Source organism: Hymenobacter glaciei (assembly GCF_039539585.1).
Lineage (GTDB): Bacteria > Bacteroidota > Bacteroidia > Cytophagales > Hymenobacteraceae > Hymenobacter > Hymenobacter glaciei.
In genome coordinates this window covers 50291-69218 of record NZ_BAABDK010000022.1, presented here as the reverse complement: position 1 = coordinate 69218, position 18928 = coordinate 50291, and the positions used below count along the sequence as shown (strand labels likewise).

Sequence of the window (18928 nt, the reverse complement as noted above, 5' to 3'; positions counted from 1 at the left end):
CAGCCTTACCCTTCCGGCGGCGTAAACGGGCTGGGCACCTCCGTCTGCTTCGCATTCAGCACCGTTTTATCGGTCTGGTATTTCTCGTAAATACGCGGGTCAATCTGTTTGCGGTCGATGAAAAACAGGCCCGCGTTGAAGCCCCGGCGGCGCACCCACTCATTCTCCACAAAGGCCACCAGCCGTTCCACAAAGTGCGAGCCGGGCACCGGCTGCCCGTAGCTGACCGTGAAATACTGCTCGGCTACCAACGGTGCCCGTAGGAAGCTGGGCCGGCCCCGGCGCAATGCATCCACGTCGCGCACCCAGCTGCCGTTGATGATGTTCATAGCCGCGTAGGGCGCGGGATTGCCCCACATCACCTTTTTGCCCGGCCCGTTCACGTTGGCAAACCACGGGAAGTTGGCCATGATGAAGCCCGAAAAGTAGGCGTACTCCACGGGGTCATACTTGCGCTCGCGAAACACCAGCGTGACTTCGCGCCGCTCGCGCCGCACCAGCCGTACAAACTCCCGCCGGAAGCTGGCATCGGCGAAGAAATGCTTGGCCTCGTCAAACTTGTTGAACAGCAGCCACATACCGTTGAAGTGCACCGAGCCGTGCAGGTAGTTCACCACGTGGGGCATGCGGCGCTCGGGGCCATGCGGAATTTCCGGCACCGGCGTCGACTTCTTCACCATATCGGCCAGAAAGCCGCCCACTTTCGCCAGAATGGTTTCGTCGGGCTCGTAGCCCGCACCCGGCGTGGGTGTGGTGCGAAACACCACGTTCTGCGGCCAGACCGGCTGCCCGGTGGCGGGATCGAGGCCGGTGGCCCAGGCATGCTGTTTACCCACCAGACCCGAGGTCAGCTTCTGCACGTGCCACAGCCGCAGCACATGGAAAGCGCCGAAGGTGTTGTGAATAATGTCGCCCCGAATGATGTTAATCAGCCCTTTCACATTGTAGAGGCCGGCGCGAAAACCCTTTCGGCGGCGCGCAACCGGCAGCACGGCGGGCGCGGGGTGGCTGGCCTTCAGGGCCGGGCCTACATGCGGAGTTTCGAAAGAATCGGACATGTAGTTAAAGATAGGCAGAAATGCTTCATCGCCACGGCCGTCATTTTGGGCAGCTGCCCGTAACTTGGCTGTAACATAGCCGGGGCTTCCCGGACAACCCCGCCGCCATGAGCACGCAGCTGAGTAATTTCCGCTATTTCTTCCTGGCGCGCATCTACGACGCGGCCCTGCTCTGGTTCTACCAGCCGCTGGTGCGCCGCCTGGTGGAAGCCGTGAATGCCGAACCCGGCGACCACGTACTGGAAGTGGGCGTGGGCACCGGCATTTCGCTGCCCTACTATGCCCCGCACAAGCACGTCACGGCCATCGACTGCTCGCTACCGATGCTGAACCTAGCCCGCAAAAAAGCCGCCGCGCACCCCGAGGTGCAGGTTGACTTGCAGCACGCGGCCGGCGAGGATTTCCAGCACGAGGCCGGTCGGTTCGAACATGTTGTGTTCTGCAATTCGCTGTCGGTGGTCGAAAACCCCGGCGCGCTCCTCAATGCCTATTACGCCTCCCTGCGGCCCGGTGGGCACATTTACCTGCTCAATCATTTCACGCCCGAGCACGGCCCGCTGCGGCAGCTCGACCGGCTATTGACCCCGGCAGGCAAGCTTCTGGGGTTTAAGTCATTTTTTCCCCTGAGCCCTTTGCTGGCTCCCGGTGCAACCGTGCGCATTCGCCACGGGCGGGCCGGCTACTGGCGCATCGTGCACATCCAAAAACCCCTTTTGCCGACATGCTAACTACGCGCCGAACGCTGCTCTATTGCCTGCTGCCGCTGCTCATCAGCTTCACCATCTACGCCGTGTTCCGCTCCCCGAACACCATCGTGAACCAGGTATTACTGGCGTTCTGGCCCGCCAAGCCGCCTATGCTGCACCTGCCGCAGGCCGAGTGGTTCGTGTACAACCTACCAGGCGCGCTGTGGCTGTTTGCTTTTCTCTGGATTGGGACGCTCTCGGCCAGTCGGCGGCTTACGCTGTTGCCATTGGCCCTGGCTCTGGGCATTGAAGCCGTGCAGCTGCTGCACTTTACCGACGGCACCTTCGACCCGCTCGACGTGGTGTTTTATCTGCTGGCGCTGGGCACGTTCGCTGCCCTGGGCGGCCTGGCCAAACAAGCTCCTGCAGCTGCCGAAGTAACAGCCGAGCCCGTTATGCGGCATCTCTCGAAACGCTACAAGCTGGCTATGGCCGTTTTCGTAGCCATGGTACTCCTTTCCGATGTGTGGGTGAAATGAGCGCCGCCCCTCTCCTTTCGGTCATCATTCCTACGCTGAATGAGGTGCACAGCATCGCCGCCACGCTGGCCCACGTGCACGCCGCTGTGGGTGCGGGTATCGCCTACGAAGTATTGGTGAGCGACGGCGGCAGCACCGACGACACCCTGGCCCAGGCGGCTGCCCACGGGGCTCTCGCCCTACCGGCGCCCAAACCCGGCCGGGCGGCCCAGCTCAATTTTGGCGCCAGCCAGGCCCACGGCGCCATTCTCTATTTTCTGCACGCTGATACGCTGCCGCCGGCTGGGTTCGGGCAGCTCATCCGGCGGTACCAGGCGCGGGGCTACCGCAGCGGCTGCTTCCGCCTGCGCTTCGATGTACGCCATCCGGTGCTGCTGTTCAGTGGCTGGTGTTCGCGCTTCAATGCCCCGGCCTTTCAGTTCGGCGACCAGAGCTTGTTCGTAGAAAAGGTACTTTTTGACCAACTCGGCGGCTTCAACGAGCAAATGCTGCTGATGGAAGACGTGGATTTGCCCATCCGCATCAAGCACAAAGCCCGTTTTGTGGTGATGCCACAAAGCGTCGTTACGTCGGCGCGCAAGTATGTGGTGCATGGCGTGCTGCGCACTGAACTCACACACCTGGCCGTGCAAACCCTGTTTCTGGCCGGCACGCCACAACCCACCCTGCTGCGCGTGTACCGCAGGCTGCTGCAGCGCCGCCGGCCACGTCGGGTACGTCGGGTACGCGGAGCCGTCTAGCTAAAAGGAGCGTTAGTTATACCGGTTCGCCGACGCCTTCCACGCGTTCGGCTACCTGCTGCATCAGCCACAGCGGCGTGCTGGTAGCACCGCAGATGCCCACGCTCTGCACGTTGGCCAGCCATTCGTTCTGCACCTCGTCGGCGTTTTCGATGAAGTAGCTGCGGGGATTCACGCCATTCACTACCGAGAACAGGGCCTTGCCATTGGAGCTTTTGCGGCCGCTCACGAAGAGCACCACGTCGAATTCGGTGGCAAACCTGGCCAGGGCCGGCTCGCGGTTGCTCACCTGCCGGCAAATGCTGTCGTTGGCATCGAAGCTGTCCATTGTGCCGCCGGCGGCCTGAATACGGGCTTCCATCAACGCCTTCATTTTGTAGAAGCCGGCGGTGCTTTTGGTGGTTTGGCTGAAGAGCGTGACGGGGCGGGCGAAGTCAATCTGGTCGAGGTCGGCCTCGTTCATCACGATGATGGCGCGGTTGCCGGTCTGGCCCGTGAGGCCGGCCACTTCGGCGTGGCCGGGCTGCCCATAAATCACAATCTGGCCGTCCTGGCGCTGGCTCAGGTCGAAGGCGTGCTTCACGCGATTTTGCAGCTTGAGTACTACCGGGCAGCTGGCGTCAATCAACTCCAGGTTGTTTTGCAGGGCTAGCTGGTAGGTTTCCGGCGGCTCGCCGTGGGCCCGGATGAGGACCTTGCAGTTGTGCAGTTCGGCCAGCTGCTCGCGGTCAATGATGCGCAGGCCCCGCTGGTGCAGGCGCTCCACTTCCATGCGGTTGTGCACGATATCGCCGAGGCAATACAGGGTTTCTTCTTGCGCCAACTCATCCTCTGCCATCTGGATGGCAAATTCTACGCCGAAGCAGTAGCCGGAATTCTTATCGATTGTAACCTTCATGCTGGGCCTTTAACACCACTGCGGTGGCGAGGAGTTCGCCGGGGCAAAGGTACAGCAGCAAGGTGGGGTATTGGCAGTAGTTGCTCGCCATCGTGCGCACACCCAAGGCTACTGTTACGAGTTCTCAAGCCTGGGCAATGCTTCAAGCGCCACAAGCATGCCAAAGCACTCTTCGACGCTCAGGCAAAACAGGCTTGTTAATGCCCCAAAACCTTTTCTACTCCCAGCCGGCCGTGAAAAGTGCCGACGATACTCTGTCCAACACAAAATCGACCTGCTCCGAAATCGTAATGTGCGTGGTGTCGAGCAGCACGGCATCGGGGGCCCGGCGCAGGGGGCTCTCAGCGCGGGTCGAGTCGAGGTGGTCGCGCTTGCGCAGGTTCTCGATGATGTCTTCCAGGGGCACCATTTCGCCTTTCTCAGCCAACTCGTCTTGGCGGCGCTTGGCGCGCAGTTCCACTTCGGCCGTCATGAAGATTTTCACTTCTGCATCGGGAAAAACCGTGGTCCCGATGTCGCGGCCATCCATCACCACGCCGCGCTTGCGGCCCATGCGCTGCTGCTGGGCCACCATGGCGTGCCGCACCATCGGAATCACCGAAACCTCGCTCACGGAGTTGGAAATGCGCATCTGGCGAATGTCGTCCTCGCGGTTCGCCCCGTTCAGAAACAGTTCGTTGCGGCCGGAGCGGCGGTTGCGGCGGAAACTGATGCTGATGTCGCGCAGGGCCTGCTCAATGCCCAGCAGGTCGTCGAAGGCAATGCCTTGCTCGAGTAGGTAAAGCGTAACGCCGCGGTACATGGCACCGGTGTCGACGTAGGCGTAGTGCAGCAGGCTGGCCACGGCTTTGGCGGTGGTGCTTTTACCGCAGGAAGAGTAGCCGTCAATGGCGATAACGAGTTGTTTCATAACGACGCGGGCGGCCATTGGCCCCGCAAGATTACGAAATCCAACCCTTACGAGCAGCGACCGGCGCTTTTAAGCGCTGCGGAATGGAGGCAAAGAAGGCCGCTACCGACGCGCTTTCTCCCTCATTCAGTTGCGCATCGACTAAATGAAAGGGGTTGAAAAAAAATCGACCGGCAAGTCCCACGCCGGTCGTGCCGTCCTTTCCGGAGGCCCATTCGCCCCCGTATACCTGCACCAGACACTGCCCCAGAAAGCAGCCGAGCGCCAGCACCACGCCCTCCCGCTCGGCCACGCCAAGTTGCCCGCGCTGGGCCTGGATAAAATTGGCCAGGTGCGCTGCCCCCTCCGCATCGAAGGCCTTAAGCTGGAGCTGCTGCCGCACCTGCTCGGCGGCGGCATTAATGGAATCGAGGGGAGTGGGCTGGGCGTCGGACATTCAGAAATTATACGTGCTTTAATGGGTAGTATTGGCAAAAGCCCGCGCGGCCAGTTATTGCTTACCGCTCGGGTTGGGCCGCAACGATGCTACATATTCCTGCATAATCTGCACGGCTTCGTTGCGGCCCAGCTGGTCACTGACCACTTTCGCACTTAGTGCTGGAGCGTCTTTTATAATCGCCAGCATCGCCGTTTTGAAGGCGGCTTTTCCCGCCGGCAATAATTGCATAGAGGTATGCGGTCGGCTTAGAAAATACGTTGGCCGCCCCCCCGGGGCATACAGCGCCAGCAGCCGCACTCCTTGGCTGTTAACGCAGGAATGCAAAAAATCGGGACGGGCTGGGAGCACCTGCCGGCCGGGCAAATCCCGTACCACCAGAAAAGCATCCTGTTTCACGACGATTTGCTGCACCGTTTCGGAAGTAAAACGCTGTTTGCTCGCGGCACTGTCTTTCACAATAAGACGCACGCCGTCAAATACCAGCCGGGACGCTTTGTGCCAACTGCCATCCGGCAGCTGGTAGCTTCCAGCCCCGTCGCGGGAAGCCAGCGACTGCGATTGGGCTCCATAGGTACCGTAGGGCATGCCCATTGGCGGCATTGGCATTGGCACACGTGGGGTGTAGTTATAGTTCGGAATTGTCATCGGCATTGCCTGCCCTAATACTGCATGACTATCCAGAAGCGTGGCTGCAAGTGCGCCTAAAATCCAGCAAGAAGTATAAAGACGCATTGAGTACTAACCCTTAAATATGTGAGTATGGTACAGGCGCTAGTGCCCGCAGGGACAGGGCTCCGACTTGCCACCGCTGTGGTGCTTGTACCATGCAGTTTTTTTCTGCTGGGTGGTGCGGCGGGCGCAGCCGCCTTCGGCCAGCAGCAGCGGCAGCACAAGTAGCAAGAGCGCGAGGTTCTTTTTCACCGGAAACGGTTTTTTGTCAAATATAAGGTTCTTTGCCAGCGGGTGGCTCGTTGTCGGTCGTTCGGAGTCAGTTGTCAGGCACGATTCAAAACGCAACCAAACCATCCAAAACTCTTGATAAGGCCCGTTTCGGTGGCCGTTACCACCAACTGACAACGAATAACCAACAACCAAACATGTCCGCTAATTTCTCGCTTACCGCCAACGTCGTCGACGTTTTTTCCCGTTCCATTCAGCCCGCCATTATTTCCGTCGAGGGAGGTCGCATTGCCAGCATCGCGCCCATTGCCGAAGCCGTAGCCGACCCAACGCTGCCCTACGTGCTCCCCGGTTTCGTCGATGCCCACGTACACGTGGAGAGCTCGCTGCTGGTGCCCACTGAGTTTGCCCGCCTGGCGGTGGCGCACGGCACGGTGGCGACCGTGAGCGACCCGCACGAAATTGGCAACGTGCTGGGCGTGGTTGGTGTAGAATTTATGCTGGAGAATGCGGCGCACTCGCCGTTCAAATTCTGCTTCGGTGCGCCGAGCTGCGTGCCGGCCACGCCGTTTGAAACGGCCGGAGCCGAAATCACGGCCGCCGACATTGCCAAGCTGTTCGAAAACCCCAAAATCGGTTACCTGGCCGAGATGATGAACTGGCCCGGCGTACTGCACCGCGACAGCGACGTGATGGCCAAAATTGCCCTCGCCCACGCTGCAGGCCGCCCCGTAGACGGCCACGCTCCCGGCCTGCGCGGCGACGACGCGGCCCACTATGCCAGCGCCGGCATTAGTACCGACCACGAGTGCTTCACGGCCGCGGAAGCCCGCGACAAGCTGGCCGTGGGCATGAAAATCCTGATTCGTGAAGGCTCGGCCGCCCGCAACTTCGACGCCCTCATTGAGTTGATGCCCGAACATTATTCGAACCTAATGTTCTGCTCCGATGACAAGCACCCCGACACGCTCATCCTCGGCCACATTAACCAATTGGTGCAGCGGGCCGTGGCCTTGGGGCACGACGTGTTTCAGGTGCTGCGCGTGGCCTGCATCAACCCGGTGAAGCACTACAACCTGCCCGTGGGCCTACTTGGCGAAGGCGACCCGGCTGACTTTATTGTGGTGAAGGACCTGGTGAATTTCGAAGTACAGCAAACCTACCTCGATGGCCAGCTGGTGGCCGAAAATGGCCAGTCGCTGCTGCCCGCCGCGCCCATTGCCGTGGTCAACAACTTCCACGCCCAGCCCGTGCAGGCCAGCGATTTCCGACTACCAGTACCCTCGGAGCAGGCAATCCTACGCGTTATTGAGTGCTTCGATGGGCAGCTTATCACGGCCCGGGTCGACTTGCCGGCCCGCGTCGAAAACGGCTTTGCTATGTCTGATATGGCGCAGGACGTACTTAAGCTGGCCGTTATCAACCGCTACCAGCCGCACGTGGCGCCGGCGCTGGCCTTCATCCGGGGGTTCGGGCTGAAGCACGGCGCGCTGGCCAGCAGCGTGGGCCACGACTCCCATAACATTACGGCCGTGGGCTGCGACGATGCCAGCCTGGCCCGCGCCGTGAACCTCGTGATTGAGGCCAAGGGTGGCCTGGCCGCCGTGGGAGCCGACGGTCGCGAAATCCTGGTGCCGCTGCCCGTGGCCGGCCTGATGTCTGACCAGCCCGGGGCCGACGTGGCAGTTGCCTACGCGGCCGTCGATGCCCTGTCGAAAGAACTAGGCTCGCCGCTGGGCGCGCCGTTCATGACGCTTTCGTTCATGGCCCTGCTCGTCATTCCCAGTCTCAAGCTCAGCGACAAAGGCTTGTTCGATGGCCAGCAATTCGCTTTTGTGGACGCGGTTGAATAGACCTAAGGCAATTTTTAGCGCGGTTTCTGCGTAGGGAGCAGGACTTGCCCCCGCTCCCTACTCTGTTTTGCTGCTTATGAAACTACTGCCTCTCCCCTACTTCCTACGTTTTGTCGGGTGCCTGTTGTTGCTGGCGATGCTACCAATACTGCCCGCCGCAGCCCAGAAGTACCGCACTGCCACGGGCCTCCGCAGCGACGGCAACAACTATGGCCTCAGCATCCAGCAGGTATTTCTGCCCAAAGCCACGGTGGAGGGGCTGGCCATGTTCGCACCGCGCGAGCGCAGCTTCACGGTGCTGGCCGAACGGCACTTCGGCATCCTCGGGCCCAGCCTGAACTACTACTTTGGGGCCGGCGCGCACTACGGTAACAACCGCGAATCCGGCGACTTCTGGGGTTTCGACGGCTTGGTGGGCGCCGAATACAAGATTGCGTTCACCCGCCTCGTGGTCTCCTTCGATTTCAAGCCCACCATCGAGCACGGCTCCGACGACTGGAACCGTTTCCCCACCGCGCTATCGCTACGCTACATCATTCTCAAACAGAAGAATTCCGGCCTCTTCCAGGGAATATTCGACAAATCCAAAAGGGACTAAAAAAGCCTCGCTTTCGGTGCGAAAGCGGGGCTTTTTTCAAGAAATTGAGGTGGCCTACTGAAAGCGTTTTTCCAGCAGCTTGCGCATCTTTTCTTCGGTCAGGGGCTTGGTGAGGTACTCCACGTTGGGGTACTGGGCCACGCGGGCTGTATCGGCGCCGTGCATTGAGGTCGTGAGGACGGCCATTACCGTCTGCTCCTGCACGGGCTGAGGCAAGGCATTGTAGAGCTCCAGAAACTCGAAGCCCGACACGCCAGGCATTTTTAGGTCCACAAAAACGAGGTCGGGCGCGGCGTTAGCCTCTGCCTGCTCGCCCCACAACTGCTCAAACGCCTCATCAGCCCGCGAAAACGTGCTGACTTGATTAGCCACCGCCAAGCGGCCCAACAAGCGGTTGTTGAGGAAGCTGGTGGTTTCGTTGTCGTCAACGAGTACAATGTGATTCAAATTGGCGGACATGGACAAGGTTGGTATTACTAGCTGATACGAAGATACGACCTTGGCTGTGCGCCCGCAATGGCTTGGCTTACTATAACCAGCCCTGCGCGCGCATCCAGTCGTCGTTGTAGATTTTGCCGAGGTAGCGCGTGCCGTGGTCGGGTAATACAATCACCATGGTATCACCTTCTTTGAGATGCTCGCGGGCGTATTCGAGGGCACCGTGCACGGCCGAACCGCAGCTCCAGCCCACAAAGAGGCCTTCCTCTTTGGCCAGGCGGCGCGTCATCACGGCCGCATCCTGGTCGGTTACTTTGATGAACTGGTCAATCACGTCGAAGTTGACGTTTTTGGGCAGAATGTCTTCGCCGATGCCTTCGGTTTTGTAAGGGTAAATTTCGTTTTCGTCGAAGATGCCCGTCTCCTTATATTTCTTGAACACCGAGCCGTAGGTATCGAGGCCCAGGGTAAAGATGTCCGGGTTCTGCTCCTTCAAGTACTTACTCACGCCGCAGATGGTGCCGCCCGTGCCTACGCCAGCTGCCCAGTGCGTGATTTTGCCTTCCGTCTGTTCCCAGATTTCGGGGCCGGTGTGGTCGTAGTGCGCGGCAGTGTTCGAGAGGTTATCGTACTGGTTGGGGTAAAACGAGTTGGGCGTTTCCTGGCTCAGGCGCTTGGCCACCGAATAGTAGCTGCGCGGGTCTTCGGGGGCCACGTCGACGGGGCACACTACCACCTGAGCACCCACGGCGCGCAGGATGTCCTGCTTTTCCTTGCTCTGCTTGTCGCTCATCACGAAGATGGTCTGGTAGCCTTTGGCGATGGCGGCCAGGGCCAGGCCCATGCCGGTGTTGCCGCTGGTGCCTTCGATGATGGTGCCGCCGGGCTTCAGCAAGCCCGCCTTTTCGGCGTCCTCAACCATGCGGATGGCCATGCGGTCCTTTACCGAGTTGCCGGGGTTGAAATACTCTATTTTGGCCAGCACCGTGCCTTTAATGCCGTCGGTTACTTTGTTAAGCTTAACGAGGGGCGTGTTGCCAACAGCCTCAATTACGTGGTTGAAATACATCGAAAAATGATGGGTGGGGAGATGGGAGGTGAGGCCGCAAAGGTACGAATTTCGGCGGCGGGGTGCCGGCAGAATAAATTGTAGAACGTCATGCAGAGCGCAGCGAAGCATCTTGCCCGCCATAAGTAATTCAAAAGAACTGATTAGTGGTGGCTGGCAAGATGCTTCGCTGCGCTCTGCATGACGTTTACGAAACCGCTACGCCGCGCGCAGCATGACGTTCAACCAATTGCCCGGCTTTTGCCTTGCCCTAGCCCCAAAATGCCCTACTTTTGCACCACCGCAGCCCGTCCGGGCCGCCTCCCCACTTCATCAACACCCAAAAAAACCTCCGAATGAGCGTTCTGGTCAATAAAAATTCCAAGGTCATCGTGCAGGGCTTCACCGGCTCCGAGGGCTCTTTCCACGCCCAGCAGATGATGGACTACGGCACCAATGTGGTAGGCGGCGTCACGCCCGGCAAGGGCGGCACCGAGCACCTGGGCCGTCCCGTGTTCAACACCGTGGCCGAGGCCGTGGAGAAGGCCGGCGCCGACACCAGCATCATTTTCGTGCCGCCGGCTTTTGCCGCCGACGCGATTATGGAAGCTGCCGATGCCGGCATTACGGTCATTATCACCATCACCGAAGGCATCCCGACCAAGGACATGATTGCCGTGAAGCACTACCTGAAAGACCGGCAGGGCATCACGATGATTGGGCCGAACTGCCCCGGTGTGATGACCGCCGGCGAGTGCAAAGTGGGCATCATGCCCGGCTTCATCTTCACCAAAGGCAAAATCGGCATCGTTTCCAAATCGGGCACGCTGACGTACGAAGCCGTCGACCAGCTCACCAAAGCCGGCCTGGGCCAGACCACGGCCATTGGCATTGGCGGCGACCCCATCATCGGCACCACCACCAAGCAGGCCGTGGAATTGCTGATGAACGACCCCGAGACCGAAGGCATCGTAATGATTGGCGAAATCGGCGGCGGCATGGAAGCCGAAGCCGCTCGTTGGATTAAGGAAACCGGCAACAAGAAACCCGTGGTAGGCTTCATTGCCGGCCAGACGGCTCCTCCCGGCCGCCGCATGGGCCACGCAGGTGCCATCGTTGGCGGTGCCGATGACACGGCGGCTGCTAAAATGGCCATCATGCGCGAGTGCGGCATCCACGTCGTGGATTCGCCCGCCGAGATTGGCGACACCATGCTGCGCGTACTGGGCGGCAAGTAATTCCGGCCATTTGCGTTTCATGCCACTAAAAAGGCCCCGGCGCAAACCGGGGCCTTTTTAGTGGCAATACCAACGATATCTCGCCTCTATGCCTGCCTTACCTGAAAACAACTTGCCTCTTATTTCGGTGGTCGTACCGGTATACGGCTGCGCGGCGGCGCTGCCGGAACTGCACCAGCGCCTGACGACGACGCTGGACAGCTTCGCGGGCAGCTACCAGCTTATTCTGGTCAACGACCACAGCCCGGATAACAGCTGGGCGCAGATAGCCGCATTTGCCGCAACCGACCCACAGGTGCTGGGCCTGAACCTGAGCCGCAATTTCGGCCAGCACGCGGCCATCACCGCGGGCCTGGACCGCGCCACCGGCGAGTGGGTGGTGGTGATGGACTGCGACCTCCAGGACCTGCCCGAGGAGATTCCGCGCCTGTATGCGCACGCCCAAAGCGAGGGCCTGGACGTGGTGTTTGGGCGGCGGGCCGACCGGCAGGACTCGGCGGCCAAGCAGCGGGGCGGGCAAGCTTTTCACCGGCTGCTGGCCTGGTTGGGCGGCCCGCACCAGGACCCGGCCACGGGCAATTTTGGCATTTTCCATCGGCGGGTGGTGGCGGCGCTCGGGCAGCTGCGTGAAACCACGCGGGCCTTTCCGCTGCAGGTGCGCTGGCTGGGCTTCCGGCAGGGCGCACTTGACGTGCAGCACGCCGCGCGCACGCACGGCCAAAGCAGCTACCGCGTTGGGCAGTTGGTTCGTTTGGCCGTAGCCGTGGTGCTGGCCTACAGCGACAAGCCCCTGCGGCTACTGGTGAAGCTGGGAGCCGGCATTGTGCTGGCAGCCGTACTGGGAGGCATTGGCCTGGCCAGCTGGCTTTGCACCGGCCCCAGCGGAACGAGTGCGTGGCTGGGGGCAGTGCTAGTTAGCGTCTGGCTGCTGGGCGGGCTTATCCTGGCCGGGCTGGGCCTCGTGGGCCTGTACGTAAGCCGGACCTTCGATGGGGTAAAAGACCGCCCCCTGTATGTGGTGCGCGAAGACACTAACACAGATTTGTCCAAATAAGGCATATGCTCAAGTATAATTTATCTGGACCACCTGATTTTGGGTGACCTGAAGCATTCAGGGTCGTATCTTGTGAAGAGATTTTATCATGAAAGTCACACGCATTTTTTATAGCTTAAAGGCTTTATTTCCGCTCGCGCATGTCGCTAATTTATAGCCACTTAGAAAGCACCCGGTTCAACCTTCGCATTTTGCGCGGCTCCTTCACCCAGCTCGACCCCTACGAGCTGCTGCGCACCATTGTGGACGAGCGGGCCGATGTGGCTATTTTTCGTTTGCCCAGCAGCCAGCAGCACCAGTTGGCGCAGCTCAGTTTGCTGCCGTTTCCGGTTATCGTGGCCGATACGCTGGTGTCCTTCGACTGCGACCTGCGCGAGTACCCGGCCCAGCCGTTGCGCAACACCCGGCTGGTTGTGCGCCGCGCCACGGCGGCCGACCGCGAGGTACTGGAAGAACTTGTGGGCCTGAGCTTTAAGGAATACCGCACCCACTACAACAGCAACCCCCTGTTTGACCCGCAGCTGGTGCTGGCCGGCTACAAGGAATGGGCCCTGAGCACCCTAGAGCCCGGCGACAAACGCATTTGCTTTCTATTTTACCTCGATGGGCAGTCAGTGGCGTACGCCACTAACGAAGTGCACGACACCTACGGCGAGGGAATTATATTCGGTGCCCGGCCCAATATCCCGGCCAAAAACCTTTACGTTGACCTGCTCAACTACACCAAGCAGTACATGTGGGACCAAGGCATCAAGCGGGTGCGGGCCACCACGCAGGTGCAGAACCACGGGGTGCAGCGGGCTTGGGTACGCATGGGCTTGTTACCAGCCCGCTCTTATTGCACGGTACACATCAACTCTCTGCTGCAGCGACAGTTGGCCAGCAGCATGGCCGCGGCGGCCGTTCCTTCTTAGCTAGCGGCAATCGGGACCGGTCAAAGCGCCAACCGACTTTACTCGGCAGCCTTGGCAGCGCGATAGCCCAGCAAGTGCGGGCGTAACACCACACCAGAGCTGGTAATCAGGTTCGCGGGCGACACGTTGCGGTGGTCGGGGCTGTTGCGGTTCTGGCTGTTGGGTTGGGGAAAGCCCAGCGTGGCTTGGTCCGGCCACGGCCCGTGGCTCATGCGCATAAATAGAGTGGGCTCGACATAGACGCTGGCGGGCGGGTGATGGACTCATTGTTGCGCATCAGCTCGCTGTGGTGCACGAGCGTTGTGCGCAACGACACGTCGTAGCTTAGTGGCAGCGTGGTTTTGGCCACTTACAGCTGGCCATGGTAGCGCTGATTGACCACGGATATGTCGTTCCGCTGGGGCTTGGATTTGATTGACTGAAACTTGGTCTCCCTAGTCGTCGAGCGTAGTGTTTTTGTCGATGTTGATAACGATGCCCACCTGAAATACCGAGTTGGCAGCTTTCAGAAACTCATTGTTGCGGAAGCCGAAAATCTGGCCGCTGATAAGTTGGAGCTGCACGGGGCCCGCAATCTGGGTGCGGGTGAAGGTGATGGGCTCGAAAAACACGTTGTTTTCGCCGGGGGCGGCCACGCCGTTGATGGTGAAGTTGTTGAGCTGCATGTAGCTCAGGCGCATGGCCGCGCCGTAGGTGAGCGGGAAATCGCGGTTGAAGAGGTGCAGGCTGTTTTGCTTTTTCTTGGCGTAGTTCACCTGGGCAAACACCTTGGACAGGCTGCCGTCGAGGGTGCGGGTGACTTGCTGGGCGTCGTTGCGCTCGATGCGTTCGGTGGCACCGCCGCCGCCGCCCACGTACACTTCGAGCACGCGCTTATCGGGCAGGCGGGTGAAGTAGCCCAGGCTGGCTTCGGCAAAGTCGATGTTCTCGGTGCGGGTGGACTTGCGACGGTGCAGCGACGAGAACGTGCCCGCCACCGCCAGGTGGTTGGTGAGCCCATACGCCCCTTGCAAGGCATAATTGGTGTGTTGGTTGGTGCTAACGGCCCCGTAGAACTCGCCCTGGTGCGTGAGCATGGGCGCATGCGGGGGCGGGGGAAAATACAGTGAGGCGCAGCCCGTGAGGCCGGTGAAAACGAGCAGAAAGGCTAAGCGCAGCAAGTGCTTCATGTGGGGCAGAACAAAGGAACCGAAAGAACACAGGCAACGCCTGATACGGCAATTTCGGGTTTCTGCCGGACTTTGCACCGCTTTTCTGTTGGCAGCCTCAGTCATCGGGGCAAGCCCAACCGTATGTGAAGCACTTCCCACCCAGGTCCCTGCTTATGCCCGCTAATTCGTTTGATGCCATTATTATCGGAACTGGCCAGGCAGGCACGCCCCTGTCGTACGCTTTAGCCGAAGCCGGACGCCGCGTGGCCATCATCGAAAGCGACCACCTCGGCGGCTCCTGCACCAACTACGGCTGCGCACCCACCAAGGCGTTGCTGGCCTCGGCCCAGCGGGCCCACCTCGTGCGCACAGCCGGCGCGCTTGGCATTCGGGCCCCCGAACCGGTGGTGGACTTCGCCGCCGTGATTGAGCGGATGCACACCTTGCGCCAGCACTCGCGCGACAACCTGCACCGCAAGATTACGGAGGACCGCGACGGCATTACCCTCGTTCGGGGACGGGCCCGGTTTACTGCACCTCATACCTTACTTGTTGCCCTAAATGGTGGCGGCGAGCAGTTGCTCACGGCTCCACTTATCTTTATCAATACCGGCACCAAAGCCGCGGTGCCTGCTATCGACGGCCTGGCCGATAGCGGCTACCTCACCAGCGACTCGCTGCTGCTGACCCTGCAAGAGCAGCCCAAGCACCTGCTCATCATGGGAGGCAGCTACATCGGGGTGGAGTTCGGCCAGATGTTCCAGCGGCTGGGCACGCGCGTCACCATCGTCGACACCAAGCCGCGGCTGATGTCGCGCGAAGACGCCGACGTAAGCGAGTCCCTGACCGAGTGCCTGGCCGCAGCCGGTGTGGAGCTGGTGCTGAGCGCCAAAACCCGCCACGTGAGCCGCGCCGCCGACGGCAGCATCGTGCTCACCGTCGATACCAAGGACGGGGAGCGCCGCCTGCGGGGCAGCCACTTGCTGGTGGCCGTGGGCCGCGAGCCCAACACTGCCGACCTGGGCCTTGAAAACACGGCCATTAAACTCAATAAAAAAGGCTACATCGAAGTCAACGAACACCTGCAGACGGGTACGCGCGGCGTGTATGCCCTGGGCGACGTGAAGGGCGGCCCCCAGTTCACCCACATTGCCTACGACGACTACCGCATTGTGCGCGATGCTTTGCTGCACCACGGCCAGCGCACCACCCAACACCGGCCCATGCCCTACGTGGTGTTCACCGAGCCGCAGCTGGGCCGCATCGGCCTCTCGAAGAACCAGGCGAAGGAACAGGGCATTGCCTACCGCGTGAGCCGGCTGCCGGCCAGCACCATTGGAAGGGCCGTGCAAACGGGCGAAACCGAAGGCTTTGTGGAAGTGCTGGTGGGCGAGGACGACCGACTGCTGGGTGCGGCGGTGTTCTGCGAGCAGGGCGGTGAAATCATGACCATGTTCCAGCTGGCCATGGCGGGCCGCCTGCGCTACCAGGAGTTGGAGAATATGATTCTGGCCCACCCCACCTGGGCTGAAGTGCTGAACAACGCGTTTCAGCGGCTGAAGCCGGGAGAGTAGCTTTGCTGGTACCATGGTAGAAGCACCTGCAAATTCGCTTGTATCCAGAAGGAAGAATATTTTGGCGTTAGTAGCCTTTCTCGTTGCTTTCTATACCATTGTACCGTTTCTGTTTGGCGGTGGGCTGGCGAGGCTTTTGCCACCTTCCACCGAAGATTTTGATATGGCATTAGCCGACGCCAAAGTCACGGACGTTTCGATGAACCGCCAGTACTACCACTATTACCTAAACGGCGACATCTACAAGCAGTATGATTTCAACGGCTATGTGGCGGCCGACCCGGTGGACCGGACGGGTATGAAGGATACCCTCGGCTACGACCCTTCGAGCCTGGGCCACTACCTGCGCCGCGGCGACCGCCTCACCAAAGCGGCCAAATCTCCCCTGGTCACGGTGCATCGCGGCTCCATCGTGACGCACTGGATACTGTATTCCGCTACGCCCGAGAGCAAGGTGCCGCCACCGAAAAAATACGTCGTCATGGATGGTGATACCGTGATGGTACACGAACTGTCCGACCTGTTTTAGCCAACAGTCGGCTCGCCCCGGCATCCCAGGCGAAACGTGGTAGCAGCTGAAATGGGGCAGCCCCTACCGCGCCACTGGCTACAGAGCTCAGGCGCAAAAAGGGCAGCAGCTCGCGCCACTGCCTTTTTTGCGCCTGCCGTGCGCTGGCCGTTCCAGACAGCTTTCTACAGCTTAGCCAGCTTCTCCAGGTCCATGTCTTCGGCGACGGACTTGAGCAGAGCCATGTCTTTTTGCTTGCCTCCTTTTAGGGTGAGCAGGAAACGGCCGCCCACGGCCAGGGTCATTTCGGCGCGGCCTTCCTTTTTGTAGAAGGTGTCCATGCCTTTCACGCCGTCGGCTTTCACGGCGGTGGGGCCCATGATGTGCTCGTCATCTTCCTGCTCCATGCCCAGGCCCAACATGGCTGCGGCGCCCTGGTACAGCTCGTTGGAGCCGTTGTAGTCGATGAGGGAAACTTCAACGTCGTCGCCGTCGGCTTTGGTGAAGGTGCGCTCGGCGGTGGAGAAAGCGATGCCGCTCATCTTCTGCGACTGGCCCTTGAGCTCGCCGGGGGTGTAGCCGTCGACGGTGGCGGGCAGGTACTGCTGCAGCTCTTTGTAGGGCAGCGAAAGGGTGTCGCCGCGCTTTTCGCGTTCGGCCCGCTCTTCCTTGGCCTTGTCCAGGCTGGCGCTGATGCCTTCGCTGGCGTCGGCGAGCTTGGAGATGTTGGAGTAGGATTCCTGGGCTTTCTGGGCCTTTTCGCAGCTGCCGAGGAGGAATACGGCAGCAGCCAGGAGGAGGAAGTTCTTTTTCATAGGGGCAATTGCAGCATGTGGGTGATGCAACAAAAGTAATTATATATATATTTCTAAGTTCAGCTCGGCACGAATTCAGGGTCGGCGTTGCGCGCGACACGAGGACTCGGGTGCTGGCCGGGCCGGGTTTCAGAAGTCGAAATTGCGGGGCTGGCCCAGCAGCTCGCGGCCGTCGAGCAGGCTTTCGCGCATGCCCTTGGCGTAGGTGCTGCGCCATTGGGGGCCGTCGGCTTCGGGGTGGCTGATGCCCTGGGCTTCGCGCAGCAGGTAGGCTTCGTAGACCTGGGGCAGGTGGGCCAGCAGCTGGTGGCGGCGGGTTTCGACTACGGCCTGCCGCAGGGCGGCGCGCCAGTCGGCGGCGGCTTCGAGGGGCACGATTTCGTCGGGGCCCAGGGTTTTGAGGTAGGCAAAGTCGGCCTCTACCTGCTCATCGGCGGCTTCGCGGGCTTGTTCGGCGAGGTAGGCGGCGCGCTGGCGGCGCAGCTTGGGGGGCTCGAACTGGTGCAGCAGGGCGTGTTCGAGGGCCTCCTGCTGGGCGACGGTGAGGAAGGTGGGGCGGGCATCGGCGGGCGGCTGGACGGGTGGCCCGGCGGCGCGCTCGGCTTGGCGGTGGGCGTAGTAGGCCTGCAGGTAGGGCTGTTCGAGGGGGCCGCGCAGGTCGGGCAGGGCCAGCAGGCGGGCATGGCCGGTGCGCAGGTTGTGGAAATCGTACCAGGCGGGCGGGTCGCCGGCCCGGCGCTCGTCGTCGGGCAGGTCGGCGGCTTCTTCCTGGGCGTGCAAGCGCAGGTCGTGGTAGTCCTGCCAGTCGCGGGGCAGGCCGTAGGCCTCGGTGTGGTAGCAGTCGAGTACGTCGGCATCGAAATCCTGCGACTGGCGCACAAAATCGCAGTACATGGCCAGCTCGTCGGGACTGATGGGGGGCAGCACGGGGCAGTTTTCGATGGCTGCGTCGTAGGCCCCAAAGTCGAAGGTGCAATTCAGGCCGGGGTGCGTGATTTCGCCGGCGCGCCAACGGCACTGCAGGTCGAAGAGCTTCTTGCGCTGAATGTCCCAGAGGCGGCAGTAGGCAGCTTCGCTGAGTTGGGTGAGGGCTTCGGTCTGGCTATACTCGGCCTTGGGCCCCCGCCATTGCCATTCAAATTTCTGGCTCGCGTAGTTGCCGGCGAACCGGGCCACGGCTTCGGGGTGGTAAGGCGCAAATAGCTCGGCGTAGCGCGGGTTGGTGAGCAGGTCCTGCTTGATTTCGTCGTGCGAGGGGTCGGGCATGGAGCGGAAGCAGGGAAAATGTGGCGGACCTAAAGGTAACCGGCCCGGGCAACCCAGCCAACGGCTCCGGAAGTCATTCAACGGGTCCGGAAACCCGTCCAACGCTCCCGGAAGGCTATCAACGGGTCCGGGAACGGCTCCAACGGGTCCGGAAGTCCGTCCAATGGCTCCGGAAGTCATTCAACGGGTCCGGAAACGGCTCCAATGGCTCCGGAAACCCATCCAACGGGTCCGGAAAGTTCGCCAACGTATCCGGCAGCGCTTCCAACGCGGGCGGTATCCTGGCCAGGGGGTATCACAA

General features: G+C 60.9%; 21 protein-coding genes and 1 pseudogene. 10 read left to right on the top strand and 12 right to left on the bottom strand.

Annotated elements, in window-relative coordinates; all coding sequences use genetic code 11:
• Positions 1–5: 5 nt before the first annotated feature.
• Entirely contained in the window at positions 6–1058 is a 1053-nt protein-coding gene (locus ABD837_RS14425) for a hypothetical protein (protein WP_345055816.1), read from the bottom strand.
• Positions 1059–1165: 107 nt separating this feature from the next.
• Here ABD837_RS14425 and ABD837_RS14420 point away from each other — a divergent pair, with 107 nt between their 5' ends.
• Genes ABD837_RS14420 through ABD837_RS14410 form a run of 3 tightly spaced genes read left to right on the top strand, consistent with a single transcriptional unit; the run spans position 1166 to position 3023 of the window.
• Positions 1166–1786 (top strand): class I SAM-dependent methyltransferase, encoded by a 621-nt coding sequence (locus ABD837_RS14420; RefSeq protein WP_345055814.1) that lies wholly within the window; start codon positions 1166–1168, stop codon positions 1784–1786.
• Entirely contained in the window at positions 1780–2283 is a 504-nt protein-coding gene (locus tag ABD837_RS14415) for a hypothetical protein (RefSeq protein WP_345055812.1), read from the top strand. Before ABD837_RS14420 ends, ABD837_RS14415 begins: the two co-directional genes overlap by 7 nt.
• Positions 2280–3023, top strand: coding sequence for a TIGR04283 family arsenosugar biosynthesis glycosyltransferase (locus tag ABD837_RS14410; protein ID WP_345055810.1), 744 nt, complete (start codon positions 2280–2282; stop codon positions 3021–3023). The genes ABD837_RS14415 and ABD837_RS14410 overlap by 4 nt, the downstream gene beginning before the upstream one ends.
• Positions 3024–3039: 16 nt before the next feature.
• Here ABD837_RS14410 and ABD837_RS14405 read toward each other — a convergent pair whose 3' ends face one another.
• From ABD837_RS14405 to ABD837_RS14385, 5 genes are all read right to left on the bottom strand, one after another.
• Positions 3040–3921 (bottom strand): 4-hydroxy-3-methylbut-2-enyl diphosphate reductase, encoded by an 882-nt coding sequence (locus tag ABD837_RS14405; protein WP_345055808.1) that lies wholly within the window; start codon positions 3919–3921, stop codon positions 3040–3042.
• A gap of 217 nt (positions 3922–4138) precedes the next feature.
• Entirely contained in the window at positions 4139–4831 is a 693-nt protein-coding gene (gene cmk / locus ABD837_RS14400; protein WP_345055806.1) for a (d)CMP kinase, read from the bottom strand.
• 31 nt (positions 4832–4862) lie between these two features.
• On the bottom strand, positions 4863–5267 hold the full coding sequence (locus tag ABD837_RS14395) for a hypothetical protein (protein WP_345055804.1): 405 nt from the start codon (positions 5265–5267) through the stop codon (positions 4863–4865).
• A 54-nt stretch (positions 5268–5321) separates the two neighbouring features.
• Positions 5322–6002 carry a hypothetical protein gene (locus ABD837_RS14390; protein WP_345055802.1) on the bottom strand — a complete coding sequence of 227 codons (681 nt, stop codon included), beginning with the start codon at positions 6000–6002 and terminating at the stop codon, positions 5322–5324.
• Positions 6003–6041: 39 nt separating this feature from the next.
• Positions 6042–6191 carry a hypothetical protein gene (locus tag ABD837_RS14385; protein WP_345055800.1) on the bottom strand — a complete coding sequence of 50 codons (150 nt, stop codon included), beginning with the start codon at positions 6189–6191 and terminating at the stop codon, positions 6042–6044.
• 176 nt (positions 6192–6367) lie between these two features.
• On the opposite strand from ABD837_RS14385, the gene ade reads away from it, so the two are divergent.
• Together ade and ABD837_RS14375 are read left to right on the top strand one after the other, a co-directional pair.
• On the top strand, positions 6368–8023 hold the full coding sequence (gene ade, locus ABD837_RS14380; RefSeq protein WP_345055798.1) for an adenine deaminase: 1656 nt from the start codon (positions 6368–6370) through the stop codon (positions 8021–8023).
• Positions 8024–8099: 76 nt separating this feature from the next.
• Positions 8100–8621 (top strand): hypothetical protein, encoded by a 522-nt coding sequence (locus ABD837_RS14375; RefSeq protein WP_345055796.1) that lies wholly within the window; start codon positions 8100–8102, stop codon positions 8619–8621.
• Between the two features lie 54 nt (positions 8622–8675).
• On the opposite strand, the gene ABD837_RS14370 is transcribed toward ABD837_RS14375, so the two are convergent.
• Both ABD837_RS14370 and ABD837_RS14365 read right to left on the bottom strand, forming a co-directional pair.
• The gene (locus tag ABD837_RS14370) at positions 8676–9080 is read right to left on the bottom strand and encodes a response regulator (RefSeq protein ID WP_345055794.1); all 405 of its coding nucleotides are present in this window, start codon (positions 9078–9080) and stop codon (positions 8676–8678) included.
• A 73-nt stretch (positions 9081–9153) separates the two neighbouring features.
• A pseudogene (locus tag ABD837_RS14365) lies at positions 9154–10128 on the bottom strand (PLP-dependent cysteine synthase family protein); the annotation flags it as partial.
• 335 nt (positions 10129–10463) lie between these two features.
• Here ABD837_RS14365 and sucD point away from each other — a divergent pair.
• The 3 genes from sucD to ABD837_RS14350 all read left to right on the top strand — a co-directional run bounded on the left by sucD (position 10464) and on the right by ABD837_RS14350 (position 13313).
• Entirely contained in the window at positions 10464–11345 is an 882-nt protein-coding gene (sucD, locus tag ABD837_RS14360; protein ID WP_345055792.1) for a succinate--CoA ligase subunit alpha, read from the top strand.
• 88 nt (positions 11346–11433) lie between these two features.
• Positions 11434–12399 (top strand): glycosyltransferase family 2 protein, encoded by a 966-nt coding sequence (locus tag ABD837_RS14355; RefSeq protein WP_345055790.1) that lies wholly within the window; start codon positions 11434–11436, stop codon positions 12397–12399.
• 140 nt (positions 12400–12539) lie between these two features.
• Positions 12540–13313 (top strand): GNAT family protein, encoded by a 774-nt coding sequence (locus ABD837_RS14350; protein ID WP_345055788.1) that lies wholly within the window; start codon positions 12540–12542, stop codon positions 13311–13313.
• Between the two features lie 38 nt (positions 13314–13351).
• Here ABD837_RS14350 and ABD837_RS14345 read toward each other — a convergent pair whose 3' ends face one another.
• Together ABD837_RS14345 and ABD837_RS14340 are read right to left on the bottom strand one after the other, a co-directional pair.
• Positions 13352–13531 carry a hypothetical protein gene (locus ABD837_RS14345; RefSeq protein ID WP_345055786.1) on the bottom strand — a complete coding sequence of 60 codons (180 nt, stop codon included), beginning with the start codon at positions 13529–13531 and terminating at the stop codon, positions 13352–13354.
• A gap of 216 nt (positions 13532–13747) precedes the next feature.
• On the bottom strand, positions 13748–14482 hold the full coding sequence (locus ABD837_RS14340) for a hypothetical protein (RefSeq protein WP_345055784.1): 735 nt from the start codon (positions 14480–14482) through the stop codon (positions 13748–13750).
• A 155-nt stretch (positions 14483–14637) separates the two neighbouring features.
• Between ABD837_RS14340 and ABD837_RS14335 the strand changes: the two genes are divergently transcribed.
• Both ABD837_RS14335 and ABD837_RS14330 read left to right on the top strand, forming a co-directional pair.
• Positions 14638–16038: a mercuric reductase gene (locus tag ABD837_RS14335; protein WP_345055782.1), complete on the top strand. Its 1401-nt coding sequence runs from the start codon at positions 14638–14640 to the stop codon at positions 16036–16038.
• Between the two features lie 163 nt (positions 16039–16201).
• Complete coding sequence (locus ABD837_RS14330) at positions 16202–16567, top strand: hypothetical protein (protein ID WP_345055780.1); 366 nt, start codon at positions 16202–16204, stop codon at positions 16565–16567.
• A 164-nt stretch (positions 16568–16731) separates the two neighbouring features.
• On the opposite strand, the gene ABD837_RS14325 is transcribed toward ABD837_RS14330, so the two are convergent.
• Complete coding sequence (locus tag ABD837_RS14325) at positions 16732–17361, bottom strand: hypothetical protein (protein ID WP_345055778.1); 630 nt, start codon at positions 17359–17361, stop codon at positions 16732–16734.
• Between the two features lie 129 nt (positions 17362–17490).
• On the bottom strand, positions 17491–18627 hold the full coding sequence (locus tag ABD837_RS14320; protein ID WP_345055776.1) for a hypothetical protein: 1137 nt from the start codon (positions 18625–18627) through the stop codon (positions 17491–17493).
• Positions 18628–18928 lie beyond the last annotated feature (301 nt).